Genomic DNA, 19,560 nt, shown 5'->3' with positions numbered 1-19,560 from the left:
GAGCCCCCGGGCCCTGGCAGGGACCCCGTGACCTGCCAGGTACCCCGAGCGCTCAGGGCCTCGGACGCTCAGGACATCGGACGCTCAGGGTCCTCTCGGCGGATACCGGCCAGCAGGCCGTCCAGGGCGCTCACCGTGAGCTCCAGCGCCTCGGGCGTCCCGCTTCGGGCCAGCCACAGCGCTGCCTCGTTCATCGCCCCCGACAGCAGGCGCGCGAGCGGCTCGACCGGCTGCTCGGCGACGATCCCGGCCTCGATCAGGGCCGTCAGGGCCTCGGTCAGATGCCGGGCCGAGGACTCCTCGTCCATGGCGCGCCACTTGTCCCACCCCAGTACGGTCGGCGCGTCGACCAGCACGATCCGCCGTACGGCCGGGTCGGAGCCGGCCGCCAGAAAGGCCCGGCAGCCGGCGCGCAGCTGCTCCCAGGGATCGTCGTACACCTCCGCGGCCGCCGCGACCCGCTCGCCCAGGTCACGCTGGACCTCGGCGACGACGGCCTCGAAGAGCCCCGCCTTGCTCTCGAAGTGGTGATAGGCGGCGCCCTTGGTGACCCCGACGGCCCGGGCCACCTCGGCCAGGACCACGCCGTGGTACCCGTCGCCGGCGAACCTCCGCCGCCCTTCGGCCACCAGCGCCCGCCGGGTCGCCGCCCGCTGCTCCGCCCTGCTGCCCGCCGCCCGCTCGTCCGGCATCGCCACGCACCGCCCTTCCCATTTCACATACCCCGGGTATGCTAGCCGTACGGTTCACATACCCCAGGTATGCGAAATGGTTCGCACGTACCGAGGAGTCATGTCATGAAGTCCGAGCTCGACAGCTTCTACCCCGTCATCTGCACCCGCGACGTCGCCGCGGCGCGCGACTTCTACACCCGCCACCTCGGCTTCACGGCGACCTTCCAGGCCGACTGGTACGTGAGCCTGCGCCGCCCCGACGCGCCTCACTACGAGCTCGCGCTGCTCGACCACCGCCACCCGACCCTCCCGGAGGGGTACCGCAATCCGACCCGGGGCGGCCTCCTGCTCAACTTCGAGGTGCCGGACGTGGACGCGGAGCACCGTCGGCTGGTCGGCGAGGCGGGACTGCCCGAAGTCCTCCCGCTGCGCACCGAGGACTTCGGGCAGCGGCACTTCATCGTCGGCGCCCCGGACGGGGTGCTCATCGACGTGATCACCACCACCCCGCCGACCGACGAGTACGCCGGTCAGTACACCTCCACCCAGTAGCCCCGTCCGCCGACCGACCCTGCTGCGGCGGCGCGGCCGCCTACTTCGCCGGGGCGCGGACCGACTTCACCTGCGTGCGGACCGCGCCGATGCTGGCGGCGATGACCAGGGCGATCGCGAGCGCGTCGGTCCCGGACAGCGCCTGGCTCAGGACGAGGAAGCCGGCGGTGGCCGCGATGGCCGGTTCGAGGCTCATCAGGACGGCGAAGGTGGGCGCGGGCAGCCGGCGCAGGGCGAGGAGTTCGAGGGTGTACGGAAGTACGGACGACATCAGCGCGACGGCGAGGCCGAGACCGATCGTCGAGGGGACGAGGAGCTTGTCACCGGCCTCGGCGATGCCGAACGGCAGGCTCAGGACGGCGCCGAAGGCCATGGCCAGGGCCAGGCCGTCGGCCTGCGGGAAGCGCCGTCCGGTACGGGCGCTGAAGACGATGTACGCCGCCCACATCGCGCCCGCCGCGAGGGCGAAGGCCGCGCCGAGCGGATCGAGCCGGTCGAATCCGCCGCCGCCGAGCAGGACGACGCCGCCGAGGGCGAGCCCGGCCCAGAGGAGGTTGACGAGGCGGCGCGAGGCGATCACGGAGAGGGCGAGCGGTCCGAGCACCTCCAGGGTCACCGCGGCGCCCAGCGGGATCCGGTCGGCGGCCTGGTAGAAGAGCATGTTCATCCCGGCCATGGCGGTGCCGAAGGCGACCACGGTGCCCCAGTCTGCGCGGCCGTAGCCGCGGACCTTGGGCCGGCAGACGATCAGCAGGACGGCGGCGGCGAGGATGAGCCGCAGCGTGACGACACCCAGCGCGCCGGCGCGCGGCATCAGCAGCACGGCGACGGCGGACCCGAACTGCACGGACAGTCCACCGGCGACGACGAGCGCGACGGGCCCGAGCCGGGTGGCCCTCGTCGGGGCGGCGACCGCTCCCGGCGCGGCGGCGGCTTCGGGTACGGAGACGGCGGCGATGTCCTTGACCGGGCTGTCCACCGGCTCACTCCTTGCATGGCGCACGAGACGAGTCCACTCAATTGGACCTCAAGTCCAGAATAGTGAACCTGTCAACAGTTCTTCCGGATTCACGCTACGACCCCCCGCGCGCCGGGTGAAATGCCGATTGGGCTGCGATTATGCTCCGTACGCATGAGCATCGAGCTCCGTCACCTGCGCTGCTTCCTCGCCATCGCCGAGGAGGGCAACCTGACCAGGGCGGCCGCCCGGATGCACCTGACCCAGCCCGCCGTCTCGCGGACGCTGGCCGCCCTGGAGAAGCACCTCGGCGCGCGGCTCGTCGACCGCTCCACGCACCACTTCGCGCTCACGCCGGAGGGCCGCGCCTTCCACGACCGGGCCGCCACGGCCGTCGCGGCCTTCGACGCGGCGGCGGACCCGGAGCGGCTGCGGCACCGCCCGCTGCGGCTCGGCCACGCTTGGTCGGCGTTCGGGCCGTACACCACCCCGCTGCTCCGGCGTTGGCAGCGCGAGCACCCCCGGACCCCGCTCGAACTCCTCCGCATCGACGACCGCACCGCCGGTCTGACCCGCGGCGAGGTCGACGCGGCGCTGCTGCGCGGTCCGGTGGACACCCCGGGCCTGGCCACGGTGCAACTCGCGACCGAGCCGCGGATCGCAGCGGTCCCGGCGGACAGCCCGCTGGCCGCCCGGGAGACGCTGACGCTCGCGGACCTGGCGCCGGAGACCGCGATCCTCAACCCCGTGTCGGGCACCACCACCCTCGACCTCTGGCCGCCGGACGCCCGCCCCTCGGCGACCGTGACGGTCGCCAACACCGACGACTGGCTCACCGCGATCGCCGCCGGCCGCGGCATCGGGGTATCGGCGGCCTCCACCGCCGAGATGCACCCCCACCCCGACGTCACCTACCGCCCCCTCCCCGACGCCCCGCCCGTCCCCGTCCTCCTCGCCTGGCGCGACGCCGCACCCCACCCGGCGACGGAGGCCCTGGTGGCCCTGGCCCGGGAGATCAGCGGGACGGGATGACATCTCCCGGCAGCGCCTCCGCCAGGACCTCCGCGAGGTGTCGGGCGCGGCGGGCCGTCAGGTGGGCCAGTTGGGTGCGGCAGGAGTAGCCGTCGGCCAGCAGGACCGCGTCCTCGGCCGCCTCGCGGACCGCCGGGAGGAGTTGGTCCTCGGCGCAGGCGACCGAGACCCCGTAGTGGCCGGGCTCGAAGCCGAAGTTGCCGGCCAGGCCGCAACAGCCGCCGCTCAAGTCGCCCGACAGGCCCGCTCGTGCGCGCAGTCGCCGGTCCGCCGCGTCACCCAGGACCGCGTGCTGGTGACAGTGGGTCTGGCCCACGGCCTGCAGGTCGAGGCGCGGCGGCTCCCAGTCCGGCGCGAACTCCTCCAGCGTCTCCGCGAACGTCCGTACCGACGCGGCCAGTTGCGCCGCCCGCGCATCCTCCGGCAGCAGTTCCGGGAGGTCCGTACGGAGGGTCGCCGCGCACGACGGCTCCAGGACCACGACCGGCCGCCCGAGCGCCCCGGCCATCGTGTCCAGTGTCCGGCGCATCACCTTCCGCGCCCGGTCGAGCTGCCCCGTCGAGACGTACGGCAGGCCACAGCACACCCGTCCCGGCGGCAGCCCCGCCTCGATCCCGGCCGCGTCGAGGACCCGTACCGCCGCCTCGCCCACCTCCGGCGCCAGGTGGTTCGTGAAGGTGTCCGGCCACAGGAGGACGTCGCCGCCGGTCCGCCGCCGCCCGAACCGCGACACGAAACTCCGCGCAGCCACGCGCGGCAGCTCCCGCTCCGGCGTCACCCCGGCCAGCCGCGCCGCGAACGGCAGCCGCGCCCCGGCCGCCACCAGCCACCGGCCCCGTGCCAGCCACTCCGGCAGACGGCCCACCGTCCAGTGCGAGCGCGGCCGCCGCCACGGCCGGCCCGCGTAGTAGCCCGCCGTGAACTCCGCCTTGTACGCGGCCATGTCCACGCCCACCGGGCAGTCGCTCCGGCAGCCCTTGCACGACAGGCACAGGTCCAACGCCTCCCGGACCTCCTCCGAGCGCGCCCCTTCCGTGATCACCTCGCCGAGCGCCATCTCGTGCAGCAGCCGCGCCCGGCCGCGCGTCGAGTGCCGCTCCTCCCCCGTCGCCCGGTACGAAGGGCACATCAACCCCGGGCCCGAACTCGGGCCCTCCACCCGGCACTTCGCGACCCCCACGCACCGCGCGACCTCCCGGCCCGGGCCCACCACCGGCAGTCCCGCGAACCGCAGCCCCTCGTCGAGCCGCCCCGGCCGCACCAGCATCCCGGGGTTCAGACCCCCGGCCGGGTCCCACAGGTCCTTCACCTCGCCGAAGAGCCCGACCAGCTCCGCCCCGTACATCCTCGGCAGCAGCTCCGCCCGCGCGACCCCGTCCCCGTGCTCCCCCGACAGCGACCCGCCGTGCGCGACCACCAGGTCCGCCACCTCCTCCGAGAACCGGCGGAAGTCCCGTACCCCCTGCCCCGTGAACAGGTCGAAGTCGATGCGGACATGGATGCAGCCGTCGCCGAAGTGCCCGTACGGCGCCCCGCGCAGGCCGTGCTCGGCCAGCAGGGCCCGGAAGTCCCGCAGGTAGGCGCCCAGTCGGGCCGGCGGCACCGCGCAGTCCTCCCAGCCGGGCCAGGCCTCCGTCCCGTCCGGCATCCGCGTCGCCGTGCCCGCCGCGTCCTCCCGGATCCGCCAGAGCGCCCGCTGCCCGGCCGGGTCCGTCACCACGGCCGCGTCCAGCGCGTCCGCGGCCCGGACCAGCGCCCCCGCCGCGTCCCGGCCGTCCACCTCGCAGAACAGCCACGCCCCGCCCCGCGGGAGCCCTTCGACGCCCCGTACGAGGTCCGCAGCCATGCCCTCCACGGTCAGCGGCGCGCACTCCAGCAGCCCCGCCGCCGCGTCCGCCGCCGCGCTCTCGTCCGCGTACCCGAGCACCACGAGGACCGGCGCGGCCGGCAGCGGCACCAGCCGCACCGTCGCCTCCGTCACCACCCCGAGCGTGCCCTCGCTGCCGCAGAACGACCGGGCCACGTCCGCGCCCCGCTCCGGCAGCAGCGCGTCCAGCGCGTACCCGGAGATCCGGCGCGGCAGCCCGGCCGGGTAGCCGGTCCGCAGCGCCGCCAGGTTCCGCCCCACCAGCTCCCGCAGCCCGGCCGGCGCGCCCCGCCAGTCCCGGCCGAGCCGCAGGCGCTCGCCCCCGTACGTGAGGACGTCGAGCCCCGTCAGGTTGTCGGCGGTCGTGCCCCAGGCAACCGAGTGCGCCCCGCAGGCGTTGTTGCCGATCATGCCGCCGAGCGTGCAGCGGCTGTGCGTGGACGGGTCCGGCCCGAAGGTCAGGCCGTACGGGCGGGCCGCCTCCCGCAGCCGGTCGAGCACGACCCCGGGCTGGACGACGGCCGTCCGCGCCTCCGGGTCGACGGACACGATCGTGCGCAGGTGGCGGGTGAGGTCGAGCACGACGCCGGTCCCGGTCGCCTGCCCGGCGATCGACGTGCCGCCGCCGCGCGCCACGACCGGCACCCCGTGCGTGCGGCAGACGTCGAGCACCGCCGCGACGTCGTCCGCGTCGCGCGGCGCGACCACGCCCAGCGGGACCCGGCGGTAGTTGGACGCGTCCATCGTGGTCAGGGCCCGGGCGGTGGTGGAGAAGTCGACCTCGCCGGAAACCGCCTCCCGCAGCGTGTCCCGCAGCGCCCCGGAGCTCGCCCCGCGCTTCGCCCCGCTCCTCGCTTCGTCGTTTCGCACGAGCTCAGCATGTCTCAGTGGTCGTCTCATCCGGCGGACATCGTTCAGCCGCGACCCTTCCGACCGGATACGCTCCGCCTCGTGGCTGAGATCCAGATTCCCGCTGACATGAAGCCCGCCGACGGCCGTTTCGGCGCGGGCCCCTCCAAGGTGCGTACGGAGGCGCTGGACGCCCTGGCCGCCACGGGCACCTCCCTCCTCGGCACGTCCCACCGCCAGGCTCCGGTGAAGAACCTGGTCGGCGAGGTGCGTGCCGGCATCCGCGACCTCTTCTCGCTGCCCGAGGGCTACGAGGTGATCCTGGGCAACGGCGGCTCCACCGCCTTCTGGGACGTCGCGACCCACGGCCTGATCGAGAACAAGTCGCAGCACCTGACCTTCGGCGAGTTCTCCTCCAAGTTCGCGAAGGCCGCGAAGCTGGCCCCGTGGCTGGCCGAGCCGACCGTGATCTCCTCGGAGCCGGGCACCCACCCGGAGCCGCAGGCCGAGGCGGGCGTCGACGTCTACGCGTACACCCACAACGAGACCTCCACCGGTGTCGCCGCCCCGCTGAAGCGGGTCGCGGGAGCCGACGAGGGCGCGCTGGTCCTGGTCGACGCGACCTCCGGCGCCGGTGGTCTGCCGGTCGACATCACCGAAACCGACGTCTACTACTTCGCCCCGCAGAAGTCCTTCGCCGCCGAGGGCGGCCTGTGGCTCGCGGCCTTCTCGCCGGCCGCCCTGGAGCGCGCGAAGAAGATCCACGAGTCCGGCCGGCACATCCCCGAGTTCTTCTCGCTGCCGACCGCGATCGACAACTCGCTGAAGAACCAGACGTACAACACCCCGGCGCTCTCCACCCTCTTCCTGCTCAACGAGCAGCTGAAGTGGATCAACGGCCAGGGCGGTCTGGACTGGGCCGTCGCCCGCACCGGCGCGTCCTCGCAGGCGCTGTACGGCTGGGCCGAGGAGTCCAAGTACGCGACCCCGTTCGTCACCGACCCGGCGAAGCGCTCGCAGGTCATCGGCACGATCGACTTCGCGGACGAGATCGACGCGGCGGCGATCGCCAAGGCGCTGCGCGCCAACGGCATCGTGGACACCGAGCCGTACCGCAAGCTGGGCCGGAACCAGCTGCGCATCGCGATGTTCCCGGCGATCGACCCGGCGGACGTCCAGGCGCTGACGGCCTGCATCGACTACGTCATCGAGAAGCTGTAAGCAGGAGTAGTACGACGAAGGGCCCGGCATCGGACATGGTCGATGCCGGGCCCTTCGCGCTGACCGGCCGTCTAACGGCTGAGCCTCTGGAACCGCCGCACCGCCAGCGGCAGGAAGACCGCCGTGAGTACCAGCGGCCAGACGAAGGCCATCAGGACCGCGTGCTGCTCCACCCACGTGCCGCCGCCCGCGCCCGGGTTGCCGAAGAGTTCTCGGGTGGCGGCGACGGTCGAGGAGATCGGGTTCCAGGCGGCGACGGGGGCCAGCCAGCCCGGCATCAGTGACGGGGCCACGTACACGCTGGAGATCATCGTGACCGGGAAGATCACCGCGTAGAGCGCGCCGGCCGCCTCCGTGTTCGGCACCACGAGCCCGCACCACACGCCGACCCAGATCAGGCTGAAGCGCAGGAGCAGCAGCAGGCCGAAGCCGAGCAGCGTGCCGCCGACGCCACCGTCGGAGGTCCAGCCGATCGCGAGCGCGGTGGCGGCGAGGATGGCGAGTTCGGCGGACGCGATCAGCAGGTCGGACAGGCCCCGGCCGGTGGTGACGGCGGAGGGTGCCATCGGCATGGACCGGAACCGGTCCATGACTCCCCTGCCCGCGTCGGAGACGACGGCCGTCGCGGTGTTCATCAGGCCGAAGGTCATCGTCATGGTGAACATGCCGGGCATCAGGAAGTCCTTGTAGTCCCCGCCGCCGGGCACCCGCATCGCGCTGCCGAAGACGAATCCGTAGAGCAGGACGGAGACGATGGGGAAGCCGAGCTGCCAGACGATGGCGACGGGCTTCCGCCGGTAGTTGAGCAGGGTGCGCCGGACGAGGGTCAGGCTGTCGGCCACGGCCCAGTGGGCCCGGCCGCGCACGACGGTGGGGTGGGTGGCGGTCATGCGGCGTCCGCTCCTTCGGTGCTGCTGTGGTGGCCGGTCAGGCTCAGGAACACGTCGTCCAGGCTGGGGCGGCGCAGCCCGATGTCCTCGACGGGGATGCGCTCGTCCTGGAGGGCGCGGGCGACCTCGGTCAGGGCGGCGACGCGGTCGGCGACGGGGGCGTGGACGCGCCGCCCCGGTTCGTCGAGGCCGGGTTCGCCGTCCGCGACCCGGGCCACGATCTTGCGGGCGGCGGCGAGGTCCGCGGGTTCGGTGACGACGACCTCGACGCGGTCGCCACCGACCCGGTTCTTCAGCCCCTCGGGAGTGTCGTCGGCGATGGCGCGGCCCCGGTCCATGACGGTGATGCGGGATGCGAGCCGGTCGGCCTCGTCGAGGTACTGGGTGGTGAGCAGCACGGTCGTGCCGCCGGCGACGAGGGAGCGGACGCTGTCCCAGACCTCGCCGCGGCCGCGGGGGTCGAGGCCGGTGGTCGGCTCGTCGAGGAAGAGGACGTCGGGCGCGAGGATCATCGAGGCGGCCAGGTCGAGCCGGCGGCGCATGCCGCCGCTGTAGCCGCCGGCGCCCTGGTCGGCGGCCTCGGTGAGCGCGAAGCGGTCGAGGAGTTCGGCGGCGCGGGCGCGGGCGCGCCGACCGTCCAGGTGGAAGAGCCGGCCGAAGAGTTCGAGGTTCTGGCGGCCGGTGAGGCCCTCGTCGACGGCGGCGTACTGGCCGGTGAGGCCGATCCGGGCGCGTACGGCGCGGGGGTCGCGGCGCACGTCGAGCCCGGCGACTTCGGCCCGGCCGCCGTCGGCCCCGAGGAGCGTGGCCAGGATCCGTACCGCGGTGGTCTTGCCGGCGCCGTTGGGGCCGAGCAGGCCGTGGACGGTGCCGCGGCGGACGGCGAGGTCGAAGCCGTCGAGGGCGTCCGCGGTGCCGGTCTTGCCCTTGCCCCTGCCCTTGTACCGCTTGCGCAGGCCCTCGGCGAGGACCGCGTGTTCATGCATGGGAGCCTCCACTCAGCGAAACTGAGTACACCGTACCCGATTAAGAGTACGGTGTACTCAGTTTTAGAGTGAGGGCCATGGCCATGAAGGAGACGACGACCAGCAGCCTCGACCTCCTGTGGGGCACGGGCGAGCGCCCCAGCCGCGGCCCCAAGCCGGGGCTGACCCTCGACCGGATCGTCACCACGGCCATCGGCCTCGCGGACGCGGAGGGGCTGGACGCCCTGTCGATGCGGCGGGTCTCGGCCGAGCTGGGCGTCGGGACGATGTCGCTGTACCGGTACGTCCCCGGCAAGACGGAGCTGCTCGACCTGATGCTCGACAAGGTCCGGGGCGAGTCCTTCGAGAACGGGACCGGGCCGGAGCCCGCGCACTGGCGCGAGGCCGTCGAGCGCTTGGCCCGCGAGCACCTCGCCCTCTACCGGGCGCACCCCTGGCTGATGAAGGTCAACGAGACCCGCTCCGTGCTCGGACCGAACACTCTGCGCGGCCTCGAACTCTGCCTGGCCGGGCTGACCGGACCGCGCGGCATGGGCCTGAGCGACCCGGAGACCATCTCCGTCATCATCACCGTGCAGAGCTTCGTGACGGGCATCGCGCGGATCGAGCTGCAGACCGCGGAGGCCGTTCGGGAGACCGGCGTCAGCGACGACGACTTCTGGCGGGCGCAGGCGCCGTTCCTGGAACGCGCCATGGCCTCGGGCGAGTTCCCGCTGATGGCGGGGCTGGCCGACGACACCTTCGCGCAGGGCGTCGACCAGTTCGCCTTCGGCCTGGAACGGCTCCTGGACGGGTTCGAGGTCCTGGTCAGTCGCCGCGGCGCAGCAGGCGCTTGAAGCCGACGACCGCGGCGGTCGCGACGGCGAGGACGACGACCCCGAGGCCGAAGTTCCCCTTCTCGCCGTCCTGTCCGCCGGCGTCCGCGCCCCCGCCCTTCGGCGGGGCGGACGTGGCCGGGGACTTCGGGCCGCCGGAGCCGTCCGGCCGGTCCCCGAGGTCCACCCGCAGCACCTTGCTGCCCGTGCCCTCGGAGCCGAACATCGCCGCCGAGCCGTCGAGCGTGTACGACGCCGACTCCGCCTGCCCCTGGAAGGGCGCGCCGACGGAGCGGTCCTCGCCGGGGCGACCGTCCTTCCACTCGTACGCGCGGGCCATCAGATACCCGCGCAGCAGGAGTTCCTTCCCGTCGGGCGAGAACGCGCCGTCGGTCACCCAGGGCACCTCGGCGATCCGCCGGAAGGTGTTCGTCCCCTTCGTCGAGAGCTTCGCCGGGCCCTCGTACAGCCCGCCGCCGTCCTCCTTCTTGCTGGCGATATAGACCCGTCCGGTCTTCGGATGGACCATCAGCGCCTCGGCGTTGCGCGGCCCGTCGGCGTACTTCACGTCGTACTGCGTGGCCCGGACCGTCTGGTCCTTCAGCGTCTTCGGCTCGGGGAAGCGGTAGATCCAGACGTGGTCCCAGGAGCCGTCGAGGTTGTCGCCGATGTCGCCGACGTAGACGTTCCCGTCCGGGCCGACCGAGATCGCCTCCATGTCACGGGGCGTGCCGACACCGCTCAGCGTGATCGTGGCGACCGTCTTCCCGGTGCGGGAGTCGACGGCGAAGACGCGCGGCTGGTCCTGGTCGTTGTGCGTCCAGTACACGCCGGGATGGGCGCGGCTGGCGGCGAGCCCGCTGGACTCGGTGATGCGGGTGTCCTGGAGCGTGAAGTCCTGGTCCGGGCCCGTCTCCTCGGCCCCGGCGGGGGCGGCGGCCGTGAACAGGACGAGGGCCGCGGCACCGGAGACGCAGAGAAGCGATCGCATGCCCTCAAGCGTGCCACGGGGGCCGGAAAAGCCGCCCGCCGGACGCTCTGGGCGCCCGGGGGACGGCTTCAGGTGTTCGGAACGGGGCGCGGTCAGACGCACCACTTCTGGTTGCTGCCGTGCCAGGAGGGATACACGGTCATCTGGGCGCCCCACCGGCCGCCGCTGGAGTCGTCCACGGCGTGTCCGGTGTAGGGGTTGACGAAGAAGGTTCCGGACCCGGAGAAGCTCCCGGGGCAGTCATCGCTGTTCTCCGGCAGCCACACCTGGTTCCACCCGCTGTTGCATTCCCACAGGATCAGCCCTGCGCCCGGGGACGTGCTTTCGCCGGAGATGTCCAGGCACTTGTTGGTGAGCGCGAGGCGGAGCGTCGGCCTGCCGAAACGGTCCTCGTCGATGCTCCACTTCTGGTTGGCCGCCGCGTAGTTGCACTCCCACTGGATGACAGCCGTTCCGTTGGAGGTGCCTCCGCCGGACGCGTCCAGACAGAGACCGCTTGCCTGGTTCTTGTAGTTCCATCCCGGATGCTCACCGGCAGACGCGGATCCGGCGCTCGTGAAGAGGCTGGTACCGGCCAGGACCATTGCGGCGGCGCCGAGGGCCGCGGTGCGGACCCGCGCGGCGGGACCGGACTTGCGCGTGAACGAGAGGTTCTTGAACACGATCTTCCTTGCTGTCGGCGTACACGGCGACAGGGCCCCGGGCCCTGCCGCCGCATGTCGTCACGGAAGCTACGGCGCCGCGCGGCGTGCGGGTGTGCGAGGCGTGCGGGCCTCCTCGACATCCCGTGCAGCGGTGGCAGCACAAAGCGCCTGGCGGCGGTACTCCGTGGGCGTCATGCCGTACGCCTCGCGGAACGCGCGGCTGAAGACCGTTCCGCTGGTGAAACCCCAGCGAACGGCGATGGCCTGCACCGCGTGCCCGCGCAGTTCCGGGCGGGCGAGGTCGGCGAGGCAGCGTTCGAGCCGGCGCGCGCGGATGGTCGCCGCGACGCTCGTCTCCTCCTCCTGGAACAGGGCGTACAGGGTGCGCAGCGAGATGTGGTGCCGCTCGGCGATCGCCCTGGGGGTCAGCTCCGGGTCGCCCAGGTTGTGGTCGATGAAGGCGTCGATCCGCTCCGCGAGCGCCAAGGGGCGGGCCTCGGGCGGCTCTTCGTCGAGGACGCCGATCCGCTCCGCGAGGCAGGACGCCGTCAGTTCGAGCGCAAGGGCGCCGAGCCGGTCCCGGTCCCGGGGCCGGCATTCGGGGCCGTGGTCGCGCATCGCCGCCAGGAAGCGGGTCAGGATCGCCGCCATGCCGGCGCCCGCCGGAATCCGCTGGGCGACGACCCGGTCCACCCGGTCGGCCCGCAGGGGCAGTTCCGCTCGGGGCACCTGCAGGACGAGGGCCTCGGCGATTCCGCCGTCCCGGGCGGCGACCGCGTGCTGCGGACGCGAGGTGTCCATCACCACCAGGTCGCCGGCGACGGACCCCGACTCGTGGCCCGCCTGCGCGACCTCCATGCGACCGCCGGTCACCCAGCCCACGTGGTACTGCTCCGGGTCGCCGCGCCTGATGAGGGCCGCGGTGCGCCGCGTCCGCAGCGGCGAGTACGCGAACCTGGACAACTGCACCGGGCCGAGGTCGAGGACGGCGACCTCCGCCTCGAAGTCCGCCGCGGAGTCGCACCCGACGGCCATGGGCGCCAGCGCGGCGCCCAGCATCTCGGCGAACCACTCGAATCTGTCCGCCGACGGCAGCGCCGCGGCGGAAACCCCCTGCCACATTTCCTCATGCCCCCGTATGTCCCCCGACAACGAGCACCATTCTGCTCTGTACATGATCAAAAGTCGGGGCGGCGCGCGCGGGCGCCCCGCGGGCCCGTGGCCGGGATCACGTCGCAGGTGGCCCGCCCGGTCCGGGATGATGGCGGGATGCGTTTCATGTTCGTCGGCGACAGCTGCACCATCGGACGCGCCGGCGACTACACGTGGCGCTACCGGATGTGGCAGCACCTCGAGGCCGCGATGCCCGGAGGCCACGAGATCGTGGGCCCGCGCACCGAGCTGTACGACTCCGGTGCCGACGCGCCGCTCTCGCACCTGTACGCCGCCCCGGACTTCCCCGCCGAGGCCCGCCGGCACCTGGCCGGCTGGGGCGAGGGGTGGCTCCACATGGCGCCGGTGATCGGCGGAGCGGTGACGGAGACGGGGGCGGACGTGCTGCTCGTCTCCCTCGGTCTGATCGACCTCGGTTTCTACACGGACAGCGACCAGACGGCGGAGAACGTCCGCGCGTTCGTGGCGGCGGCCCGCGCCGCGAACCCGCACATCCGGATGGTCCTGATGCCGGTCATCCCCAACGTCCGCGCCGAGTCCGACGCCCCGTTCGCCGCCCAGTGCGACCGCTTCAACGAGCTGCTCGCGAAGGCGGTCGCCGACCTGGACACGGCCGCGTCGCCGCTGTTGCTGCTCTCGCGCCCGGCGACGTACGACATCCACACGGACACGTACGACGGCACCCACCCCGGCCCCACCGGCGAGCACAAAATCGCCGAGGCCTTCGCGACGGCGATGCACCAGGCCTGGGGCGTGGGCGCCGCGTACGCCGCCGCGCCGCACTAGGCACGGCCGGGGTGGCGGCCCCGCGCGCCCGTCACGGCGCGGCCAGGGCCTCCGTCGGCGAGAGCCGGGACGCGCGGACGGCCGGATAGAGGCCGGCCAGGGTACCGATGGCCAGGGTGGCGGCGACGCCGCCCAGGACGGCCCAGGCGGGTATCACCGCGGGCCAGCCCTGCGAGACGGCGTACCCGGTGGTCACCGCCGCCCCGAGGAGTGCGCCGCCCGCCCCGCCCAGGGCGGACAGCAGCAGGGATTCGGCGAGGAACTGGGTGCGGATCTGTCCCCGGGTGGCGCCGAGGGAGCGGCGCAGGCCGATCTCGGCCCGGCGTTCCAGGACCGAGATCACCATCGTGTTGGCCACGCCGACGCCGCCGACGAGCAGGGCCACCGCGCCGAGACCGAGGAGAAGACCGGTGAAGGCCTTGCTCGCGGCCTGCTTGGCAGCCAGGGCGTCGGAGGGACGGGAGACCTTGACCTCGTTCGGCGCCTGCGGGTTCGCGGTGGCACCGAGGACGGACCTGACCGCTTCGACGTCGGCGTCCGCGCTGCGCACGTAGACGCGGGTGGGCCGGCCGTCGAAGCCCAGGACGGCCTCCGCGGCCGACCAGCCGACCAGGGCCGCGGAGTCCAGTTCCGGGGCGAGGGCGACCGGTTCGAGGATCCCGATGACGCTGAACCACCGCCCGCCGATCAGCACGCGGGTGTCCGCTCGGGCGTCGCCGATCCCCAGGCGCTCGGCGGCCTCGGCGCCGAGCACGGCCGCCGGATACCTGCCGGTGGCCGCGTTGAGCCAGGTGCCGCTGCGCAGCGCGGCCCCCGTGGCGTCGGGCAGGCCGGTCCGTGCGGCGTAGGCGGTGATGCCGCCGTTGTCCGTCTCGGGGATCCGTCCGGTGCGGAAGACGTCGGCGTCGGGGACCTTGCCGATGGCCGAGGTGGAGGTCACCGGCCGGATGCGGGAGATCATCCCTTCCGCGGTGGCCGGGAGCCGGGCCGTGCCGCCGGTCAGGGTGTCGCCCGGGGCCACGGTGAGCAGGTTCGTCCCGAGGGTGGCGAGGGCGCGGTCGAGCTCGGCGCGGGAGGACGAGGAGACCCCGACCACGGCGACCATCGCGGCGATGCCGATGGCGATGCCCAGGGCGGAGAGCACGGCCCGCATCGGGCGGGTGCGCAGACCCGCCGCGCCGACCCGGACCACGTCGCCGGACCTCATCCGGGCGGGCCGCAGGACGTCGGCGGTCACCGGTGCACCTCCGGTGCGCGGACTTCCGGGGCCGGGACTTCTGGGGCCGGGACGTCCGATGGCGGGACCTCCGGTGCCGGGAGCTCCGGTCGGCGCACGTCGTCGGTGACCCTGCCGTCGCGCATGTGCACCTGCCGGGGCAGCGAGGCGGCGAGTTCCCGGTCGTGGGTGATGACCACGACCGTGGTGCCGGAAGAGTGGAGTCCGCGCAGCAGCCCCATCACCGTCCGCCCCGACACCGAGTCCAGCGCGCCGGTCGGCTCGTCGGCGAGCAGCAGCGCCGGGTCGCCGGCCACCGCGCGGGCGATGGCCACGCGCTGACGCTCGCCGCCGGACAGCTGGTGCGGGCGGTGGTCCAGGCGGTGGCCGAGTCCGACGCGGTCGAGCACCGCCGCCGCGCGCCGCCGGCGCTCGGCGGGCCGCAGCCCGCAGTACAGAAGCCCTCCGGCCACGTTGTCCAGGGCCGAGGTGCCGGCGGCGAGATGGAACTGCTGGAAGACGAAGCCGATCCGGGAGGCGCGCAGGGCGGACAGCTCGGCGTCGGACAGCGCGCCGACGTCGTGGCCGTCGACCTGGACGCGCCCCGAGGTGGGACGGTCCAGGGTGCCGAGCAGGTTCAGCATGGTGGACTTGCCGGACCCGGAGGGACCCACGATGGCCGCGAGCTCCCCGCGGCCGACGGAAAGGGTGACCCCGTCGAGGGCGGTCACCCCTCCGGCGTACGTCTTGGACACATCGGTCAGGGTGATCACTTGGGCACCCCCACCTGGGCGCCGCGGGAGATGCCCCGGCCGGAGATCTCCACCCGGCCGCCGGCGAACAGCCCCGTGGTGACGGGGACGTACCTCGAGGTCGCGCCCTCCACCAGCTCCACCCCGAAGCCGCCCTCGGCGAGCACGAGCAGCGCGGAGACCGGCACGGTGAGGACGTTCTCGCGGGTGTCCGCCGTGAACACCACGTGGACCCCGGCCTCGTCGTACGCACGGACGGCCGCCACGGCCCTGGCATCCGTGAACCCGACCACCACCTTGATCTTCGTCTCCGCCTTCTTCTGCCCTTCGGCGGGTGTGGACACGGTGGAGACCTCGGTGACGGTGCCCCGGGCCACGGCTCCGTCCGGGAGAGTGACGTCGACCGGGCGACCCTTCTTGGCCAACCGCCGGTCGGAGGTCTCCAGTTCCGCCGTGACGGCCTTGGCGGTCCCGGTGTACGACAGCACCCGCTGGCCCGGCCCGGTCTGACCCCCCGGTTCGGCCTCCAGGCCGGCGACACGTACCGAGCCGGGGGTGAAGACGACCCGCCCGAGCTCCACGGTCCCGGTCTTCTTCAGACCGAGGTCGGCCTGCCACCGCCGGACGGCCTTCGCCGTGCCCTCGGTGTACTCCTCGTCGGACGTGAACCCGGTGTAGCCGAGCGCGCGGAGGTTCTCCTCCAACTGCCTGACGTCCGGCCCCTCGGAGCCCTTCGCCAGGGCGCGGTACGCGGGGAGCGATCCGTACAGGACGACCACGGGCCCGTTGTCCACCGCGTACAGGGCCTTGCCGCGGGTGATCTCGACGCCCGGCTCGGGCAGCCGGGTGAGCGTGCCGGGCAGCCGGCCGACCACGGTCCGCTCCGTACCGAAACCGAGCTGGGCGTCGACACTCCTGCTGTCCTCGAGGGTCTGCCGGAGCACCTCGGCCGTCGCCGGGGGCAGCCGGTCCGCCGTCCCTTCGCCCGCCCGGCCGCCGTCGTGCGGGGCCAGGAAGGCCACCGCGCCCGCGCCGGCCGCGACCAGGGCGAGGACGGCGGCCGTCGCCCTCGCGGCGCGCCGCCTGGGGGACACACTGATGTGATCGGCCGTCACTTGGCGCTCTCCGGCTTCTGGTTGTCGCCCTGGGGGCCGCACTTCTTCCAGGCGTTCTCGAAGTCCGGGTCCTCGGCCTGCGCGGGGCCGATGTCGATGCCCTGGCCCTCCTTGGGGTCGGCGAAGTCCGCCACGCCGTTCTCGCGCATGCACCGGGCGAGGTCCAGCATGGCCTTGCGGTCCTTGCCGTCGTTCTGGTCGGCGGGCGCCGGCGGCGCGAACGAACGGCAGGCCTCGAGCGCCTTGTCGGCCTTCTCCCTGTTCGAGCCGTCGATGGAGAGCCCGATGCCCTGGCCGGGCTTGGGGTCCGCCACGTCCAGGCCCTGCTTCCGCAGACACTGCGCGTACTTCACGTTCATCTCGTCGCGGCTCTGGCCGGGAGCGGCGGCGTTGCTCGTCGGACCCTTGCTGCCGCCGTTCGCGGAGGCCGACCCGGTGCCTTCCTCCCCCGACGTGCACGCGGTGAGCGCCAGGGCGAGGGCGGCGAGAGGCAGGGCCGCGAGCAGGGCGGGGGTACGGGTGCGGGTACGGGTACGGCTACGAGGCATGTGAGGCATCTCCTTCTCCTCGACGAGGGCCGGCGGGTGCCGGCCGACGGAAGGGATGCAACCCCCGATGCCGTTGCCTCACTGTTTCCTCGTCGCGCTCCTCGTCCCGTTCCTCGTCGCGTTCCTCGTCGTCGACGAGGGCCCTTTACGGGAAGGAAACGGGTCCTCGGCGAGCATGGGCGGCGGCCCCGAGGGAAGGACGGCACGGATGCGGCTCCTGGTGGCGGAGGACGAGCGGCTGCTCGCCGACGCGATCGCGGAATGGCTCCGCCAGGAGACCCACGCGGTCGACGTCGCGTACGACGGCGCCGCGGCGCTGGAGCGGACCGACGTCAACGACTACGACGTGATCATCCTGGATCGCGACCTTCCCCGCGTGCACGGTGACGAGGTCTGCGCCCGCGTCGTCGCGTCCGGCAGCCAGGCACGGCTGCTGATGCTGACCGCGGCCGGTGACGTCAGGGACCGGGTCGCCGGGCTGTCCCTCGGCGCCGACGACTACCTCACCAAACCCTTCGCCTTCCCCGAGCTCGCCGCCCGGGTCCTCGCTCTCGGCCGGCGCTCCCGCCCCGCCGCGCCGCCGGTGCTCCGCCGCCGCGGCATCGCTCTGGACCCTGCGCGCCGCGAGGTGTTCCGGGACCAGCGCTACGTACCGCTGGCGAAGAAGGAGTTCGCGGTCCTGACGGAGCTGCTGCGGGCCGACGGCGCGGTGGTCTCCTCCGAGCAGTTGCTGGAGAAGGCGTGGGACGAGCACACCGACCCGTTCACCGGGGCCGTGCGCCTCACCGTCCTCAAGCTCCGCCGCAAGCTCGGCGACCCGCCCGTCATCGAGACGGTCACGGGTGTGGGGTACCGGATCCCATGAGGAAGCGCCGCATCACCCTGCGCGCCCGGCTCACCCTGCTCTACGCCGGCCTGTTCTTCGCCGCCGGCATCGTGCTGCTCGGCGTCACGTACGTCCTGTTCGCCCAACAGCTCGACCGGGGCGGGGACCTCAGCGTCCACACCGATTCCGGAGGCGCCTCGACCTCACGGCAGGACTCCCTGCCCGACGACCTCAACTGGGTGGCGAGTGAGCAGAAGCGGCTGCACGACGCCGCCACCGCCTCGCTCGTCACCCAGGGCGGTATCGCGCTGGCCCTCGTCGGAGGCGTGGCGGCGGGCTTCGGCTGGCTCATCGCCGGCCGGGTACTGGCCCCTCTGCACCGGGTCACCGACACCGCCCGCCGGATCGCCTGCGCACCGGCCGCCGACCGCGGCCTGCACGAGCGCATCGCGCTCCACGGTCGCGACGACGAGGTGAAGGACCTCGCCGACAGCTTCGACCTCATGGTCGACCGGCTCGACCGCTCCTTCGACGGACAGCGGCGCTTCGTCGCCAACGCCTCGCACGAACTGCGCACTCCGCTGACCGTGGGCCGCGCCCTGGTCGAACTCGCCATGCACCGCGGGACCGCCTCCGCGGACGTGAAACAGCTCGGCGCGGACCTCCTGGAGATCAACGAGCGGCACGAGCGGCTCATCGGCGGCCTGCTGCTGCTCGCCGGCTCGGAGAACCACGTGCCCGAGCGGCAGCCCGTCGACCTCGCGGACGTGGTCGCCCATGTGGCCGCCCAGAGCGCCCCCGAGGCCGAGCGGGCCGGGATCGCCGTGCACGAGGAGGCCGGCCCGGCCCCCACTGCCGGAGACGCCCTGCTTCTCGAACGGCTCGTCCAGAACCTCGTGGAGAACGGCCTCCGGCACAACACCGGTGCCGGCACCGGCGGGTGGGTACGGGTCACCAGCCGGACCCGCGAGGACGGCCTGGCCGAGATCGAAGTGAGCAACACCGGCCCCGACGTGCCGCCCTACGAGGTCCCCGCCCTGTTCGAACCGTTCCGCCGCCTCGCCACGGAGCGCCTCGTCACCGCCAAGGGGGCGGGTCTCGGCCTCTCCATCGTCCGCTCGGTGGCCCTCGCGCACGGCGGCACCGTCACGGCCCGCCCCCGCTCCGACGGGGGCCTCACGGTCACCGTGACCCTGCCGCCGGACCGCTAGGACTTCCCGGTCAGCCGCAGGTCGATCCAGAGCGCGTCGTCCCCCGGCAGGACGTACCGGTCGTACTCGGCGAAGCCGTGCTTCTCGGCGAACCGCAGCCCGTCCTCGTTGGCGGCGAGCACGACGGTCTCGACCGCCTCGGCCCCCAGCTCCCGCGCCTGGGTCAGCCCGCGCGCGTACAGCTCCGCGCCGAGGCCGCGACGGCGGTGCTCGGGAAGGACGCGGGCGATGACGGTGGCGGTCGGGACCTCGGCGCCGGGGGCGGGCGGCCGGACGGTCGTGCAGCCGACGAGCACGTCACCGAGGTAGGCGACCTCCAGCCGGTTGCGGCCCGCCCGTTCGCGGACCTCGTCGAGGGAGAGGGCGGCGGGCGGGACGATCACGTTGTGGACGTGCCGCCAGTCCGCGAGGGCGGCGTCGGTGCTCGGCACCTCGTAGCGCAGCTGCATCGGAG

The 19,560-nt window shown here is 73.5% G+C and carries 20 protein-coding genes; 7 read left to right on the top strand and 13 right to left on the bottom strand.

The window, feature by feature from the left end; all coding sequences use genetic code 11:
- Window positions 1–68 precede the first annotated feature (68 nt).
- Window positions 69–692, bottom strand: coding sequence for a TetR/AcrR family transcriptional regulator (locus R2D22_RS20890; RefSeq protein ID WP_318109892.1), 624 nt, complete (start codon window positions 690–692; stop codon window positions 69–71).
- 105 nt (window positions 693–797) lie between these two features.
- Here R2D22_RS20890 and R2D22_RS20885 point away from each other — a divergent pair, with 105 nt between their 5' ends.
- Entirely contained in the window at window positions 798–1,226 is a 429-nt protein-coding gene (locus tag R2D22_RS20885; protein WP_318105825.1) for a VOC family protein, read from the top strand.
- A gap of 40 nt (window positions 1,227–1,266) precedes the next feature.
- Here R2D22_RS20885 and R2D22_RS20880 read toward each other — a convergent pair whose 3' ends face one another.
- Window positions 1,267–2,205 carry an EamA family transporter gene (locus R2D22_RS20880; protein WP_318105824.1) on the bottom strand — a complete coding sequence of 313 codons (939 nt, stop codon included), beginning with the start codon at window positions 2,203–2,205 and terminating at the stop codon, window positions 1,267–1,269.
- A 153-nt stretch (window positions 2,206–2,358) separates the two neighbouring features.
- On the opposite strand from R2D22_RS20880, the gene R2D22_RS20875 reads away from it, so the two are divergent.
- The gene (locus R2D22_RS20875; RefSeq protein ID WP_318105822.1) at window positions 2,359–3,216 is read left to right on the top strand and encodes a LysR family transcriptional regulator; all 858 of its coding nucleotides are present in this window, start codon (window positions 2,359–2,361) and stop codon (window positions 3,214–3,216) included.
- Here R2D22_RS20875 and R2D22_RS20870 read toward each other — a convergent pair.
- Window positions 3,200–5,983: an FAD-binding and (Fe-S)-binding domain-containing protein gene (locus R2D22_RS20870; protein ID WP_318105820.1), complete on the bottom strand. Its 2,784-nt coding sequence runs from the start codon at window positions 5,981–5,983 to the stop codon at window positions 3,200–3,202. The two genes, R2D22_RS20875 and R2D22_RS20870, sit on opposite strands and share 17 nt — an antisense overlap.
- Window positions 5,984–6,034: 51 nt before the next feature.
- Between R2D22_RS20870 and serC the strand changes: the two genes are divergently transcribed.
- The gene (gene serC / locus R2D22_RS20865; protein WP_318105818.1) at window positions 6,035–7,153 is read left to right on the top strand and encodes a phosphoserine transaminase; all 1,119 of its coding nucleotides are present in this window, start codon (window positions 6,035–6,037) and stop codon (window positions 7,151–7,153) included.
- Window positions 7,154–7,224: 71 nt separating this feature from the next.
- Here the strand turns inward: serC and R2D22_RS20860 are convergent, their stop codons facing one another.
- Both R2D22_RS20860 and R2D22_RS20855 read right to left on the bottom strand, forming a co-directional pair.
- On the bottom strand, window positions 7,225–8,043 hold the full coding sequence (locus tag R2D22_RS20860) for an ABC transporter permease (protein ID WP_318105815.1): 819 nt from the start codon (window positions 8,041–8,043) through the stop codon (window positions 7,225–7,227).
- The gene (locus R2D22_RS20855; protein ID WP_318105812.1) at window positions 8,040–9,029 is read right to left on the bottom strand and encodes an ATP-binding cassette domain-containing protein; all 990 of its coding nucleotides are present in this window, start codon (window positions 9,027–9,029) and stop codon (window positions 8,040–8,042) included. Before R2D22_RS20855 ends, R2D22_RS20860 begins: the two co-directional genes overlap by 4 nt.
- Before the next feature lie 77 nt (window positions 9,030–9,106).
- Here R2D22_RS20855 and R2D22_RS20850 point away from each other — a divergent pair, with 77 nt between their 5' ends.
- Window positions 9,107–9,865, top strand: a complete 759-nt coding sequence (locus R2D22_RS20850; protein WP_318105809.1) for a TetR/AcrR family transcriptional regulator — start codon at window positions 9,107–9,109, stop codon at window positions 9,863–9,865.
- Here R2D22_RS20850 and R2D22_RS20845 read toward each other — a convergent pair.
- The 3 genes from R2D22_RS20845 to R2D22_RS20835 form a co-directional block, all read right to left on the bottom strand.
- Complete coding sequence (locus tag R2D22_RS20845; RefSeq protein WP_318105806.1) at window positions 9,837–10,835, bottom strand: YncE family protein; 999 nt, start codon at window positions 10,833–10,835, stop codon at window positions 9,837–9,839. The genes R2D22_RS20850 and R2D22_RS20845 overlap by 29 nt on opposite strands.
- A 92-nt stretch (window positions 10,836–10,927) precedes the next feature.
- Window positions 10,928–11,497, bottom strand: coding sequence for an RICIN domain-containing protein (locus R2D22_RS20840; RefSeq protein ID WP_318105804.1), 570 nt, complete (start codon window positions 11,495–11,497; stop codon window positions 10,928–10,930).
- A gap of 69 nt (window positions 11,498–11,566) precedes the next feature.
- Window positions 11,567–12,601, bottom strand: a complete 1,035-nt coding sequence (locus tag R2D22_RS20835) for an AraC-like ligand-binding domain-containing protein (protein WP_318105803.1) — start codon at window positions 12,599–12,601, stop codon at window positions 11,567–11,569.
- Window positions 12,602–12,748: 147 nt separating this feature from the next.
- Between R2D22_RS20835 and R2D22_RS20830 the strand changes: the two genes are divergently transcribed.
- On the top strand, window positions 12,749–13,438 hold the full coding sequence (locus R2D22_RS20830) for a GDSL-type esterase/lipase family protein (RefSeq protein WP_318105800.1): 690 nt from the start codon (window positions 12,749–12,751) through the stop codon (window positions 13,436–13,438).
- A gap of 31 nt (window positions 13,439–13,469) precedes the next feature.
- On the opposite strand, the gene R2D22_RS20825 is transcribed toward R2D22_RS20830, so the two are convergent.
- The 4 genes from R2D22_RS20825 to R2D22_RS20810 are packed head-to-tail and all read right to left on the bottom strand — an operon-like array spanning window position 13,470 to window position 17,069.
- A complete protein-coding gene (locus R2D22_RS20825; protein ID WP_411977155.1) occupies window positions 13,470–14,645 on the bottom strand; it encodes an ABC transporter permease in 1,176 nt (391 codons plus the stop codon).
- Between the two features lie 26 nt (window positions 14,646–14,671).
- Window positions 14,672–15,427, bottom strand: a complete 756-nt coding sequence (locus R2D22_RS20820; RefSeq protein ID WP_318105795.1) for an ABC transporter ATP-binding protein — start codon at window positions 15,425–15,427, stop codon at window positions 14,672–14,674.
- Entirely contained in the window at window positions 15,424–16,521 is a 1,098-nt protein-coding gene (locus R2D22_RS20815; RefSeq protein ID WP_318105793.1) for a peptidoglycan-binding domain-containing protein, read from the bottom strand. The genes R2D22_RS20820 and R2D22_RS20815 overlap by 4 nt, the downstream gene beginning before the upstream one ends.
- The gene (locus R2D22_RS20810) at window positions 16,518–17,069 is read right to left on the bottom strand and encodes a hypothetical protein (RefSeq protein WP_318105790.1); all 552 of its coding nucleotides are present in this window, start codon (window positions 17,067–17,069) and stop codon (window positions 16,518–16,520) included. Before R2D22_RS20810 ends, R2D22_RS20815 begins: the two co-directional genes overlap by 4 nt.
- A gap of 208 nt (window positions 17,070–17,277) precedes the next feature.
- On the opposite strand from R2D22_RS20810, the gene R2D22_RS20805 reads away from it, so the two are divergent.
- Window positions 17,278–17,934, top strand: coding sequence for a response regulator transcription factor (locus tag R2D22_RS20805; RefSeq protein WP_318109890.1), 657 nt, complete (start codon window positions 17,278–17,280; stop codon window positions 17,932–17,934).
- Window positions 17,931–19,106 carry a sensor histidine kinase gene (locus tag R2D22_RS20800; protein WP_318105788.1) on the top strand — a complete coding sequence of 392 codons (1,176 nt, stop codon included), beginning with the start codon at window positions 17,931–17,933 and terminating at the stop codon, window positions 19,104–19,106. The genes R2D22_RS20805 and R2D22_RS20800 overlap by 4 nt, the downstream gene beginning before the upstream one ends.
- On the opposite strand, the gene R2D22_RS20795 is transcribed toward R2D22_RS20800, so the two are convergent.
- Window positions 19,103–19,555 (bottom strand): GNAT family N-acetyltransferase, encoded by a 453-nt coding sequence (locus R2D22_RS20795; protein WP_318105787.1) that lies wholly within the window; start codon window positions 19,553–19,555, stop codon window positions 19,103–19,105. The two genes, R2D22_RS20800 and R2D22_RS20795, sit on opposite strands and share 4 nt — an antisense overlap.
- Between the last annotated feature and the right edge of the window lie 5 nt (window positions 19,556–19,560).

This window comes from Streptomyces sp. HUAS YS2 (assembly GCF_033343995.1).
GTDB classification, from domain to species: domain Bacteria; phylum Actinomycetota; class Actinomycetes; order Streptomycetales; family Streptomycetaceae; genus Streptomyces; species Streptomyces solicathayae.
This window is presented reverse-complemented; position numbering and strand designations above follow the sequence as displayed.

Excerpts from the sequence above, each read along its gene's own strand:
- R2D22_RS20825 (WP_411977155.1), bottom strand. The coding sequence starts at position 14,645 with ATGAGGTCCGGCGACGTGGTCCGGGTCGGCGCGGCGGGTCTGCGCACC.
- R2D22_RS20805 (WP_318109890.1), top strand. The coding sequence starts at position 17,278 with ATGCGGCTCCTGGTGGCGGAGGACGAGCGGCTGCTCGCCGACGCGATC.
- R2D22_RS20830 (WP_318105800.1), top strand. The coding sequence starts at position 12,749 with ATGCGTTTCATGTTCGTCGGCGACAGCTGCACCATCGGACGCGCCGGC.
- R2D22_RS20870 (WP_318105820.1), bottom strand. The coding sequence starts at position 5,983 with ATGAGACGACCACTGAGACATGCTGAGCTCGTGCGAAACGACGAAGCG.
- R2D22_RS20810 (WP_318105790.1), bottom strand. The coding sequence starts at position 17,069 with ATGCCTCGTAGCCGTACCCGTACCCGCACCCGTACCCCCGCCCTGCTC.
- R2D22_RS20855 (WP_318105812.1), bottom strand. The coding sequence starts at position 9,029 with ATGCATGAACACGCGGTCCTCGCCGAGGGCCTGCGCAAGCGGTACAAG.
- R2D22_RS20890 (WP_318109892.1), bottom strand. The coding sequence starts at position 692 with ATGCCGGACGAGCGGGCGGCGGGCAGCAGGGCGGAGCAGCGGGCGGCG.
- R2D22_RS20795 (WP_318105787.1), bottom strand. The coding sequence starts at position 19,555 with ATGCAGCTGCGCTACGAGGTGCCGAGCACCGACGCCGCCCTCGCGGAC.
- R2D22_RS20800 (WP_318105788.1), top strand. The coding sequence starts at position 17,931 with ATGAGGAAGCGCCGCATCACCCTGCGCGCCCGGCTCACCCTGCTCTAC.
- R2D22_RS20860 (WP_318105815.1), bottom strand. The coding sequence starts at position 8,043 with ATGACCGCCACCCACCCCACCGTCGTGCGCGGCCGGGCCCACTGGGCC.
- R2D22_RS20875 (WP_318105822.1), top strand. The coding sequence starts at position 2,359 with ATGAGCATCGAGCTCCGTCACCTGCGCTGCTTCCTCGCCATCGCCGAG.
- R2D22_RS20850 (WP_318105809.1), top strand. The coding sequence starts at position 9,107 with ATGGCCATGAAGGAGACGACGACCAGCAGCCTCGACCTCCTGTGGGGC.
- R2D22_RS20845 (WP_318105806.1), bottom strand. The coding sequence starts at position 10,835 with ATGCGATCGCTTCTCTGCGTCTCCGGTGCCGCGGCCCTCGTCCTGTTC.
- R2D22_RS20885 (WP_318105825.1), top strand. The coding sequence starts at position 798 with ATGAAGTCCGAGCTCGACAGCTTCTACCCCGTCATCTGCACCCGCGAC.
- R2D22_RS20835 (WP_318105803.1), bottom strand. The coding sequence starts at position 12,601 with ATGTGGCAGGGGGTTTCCGCCGCGGCGCTGCCGTCGGCGGACAGATTC.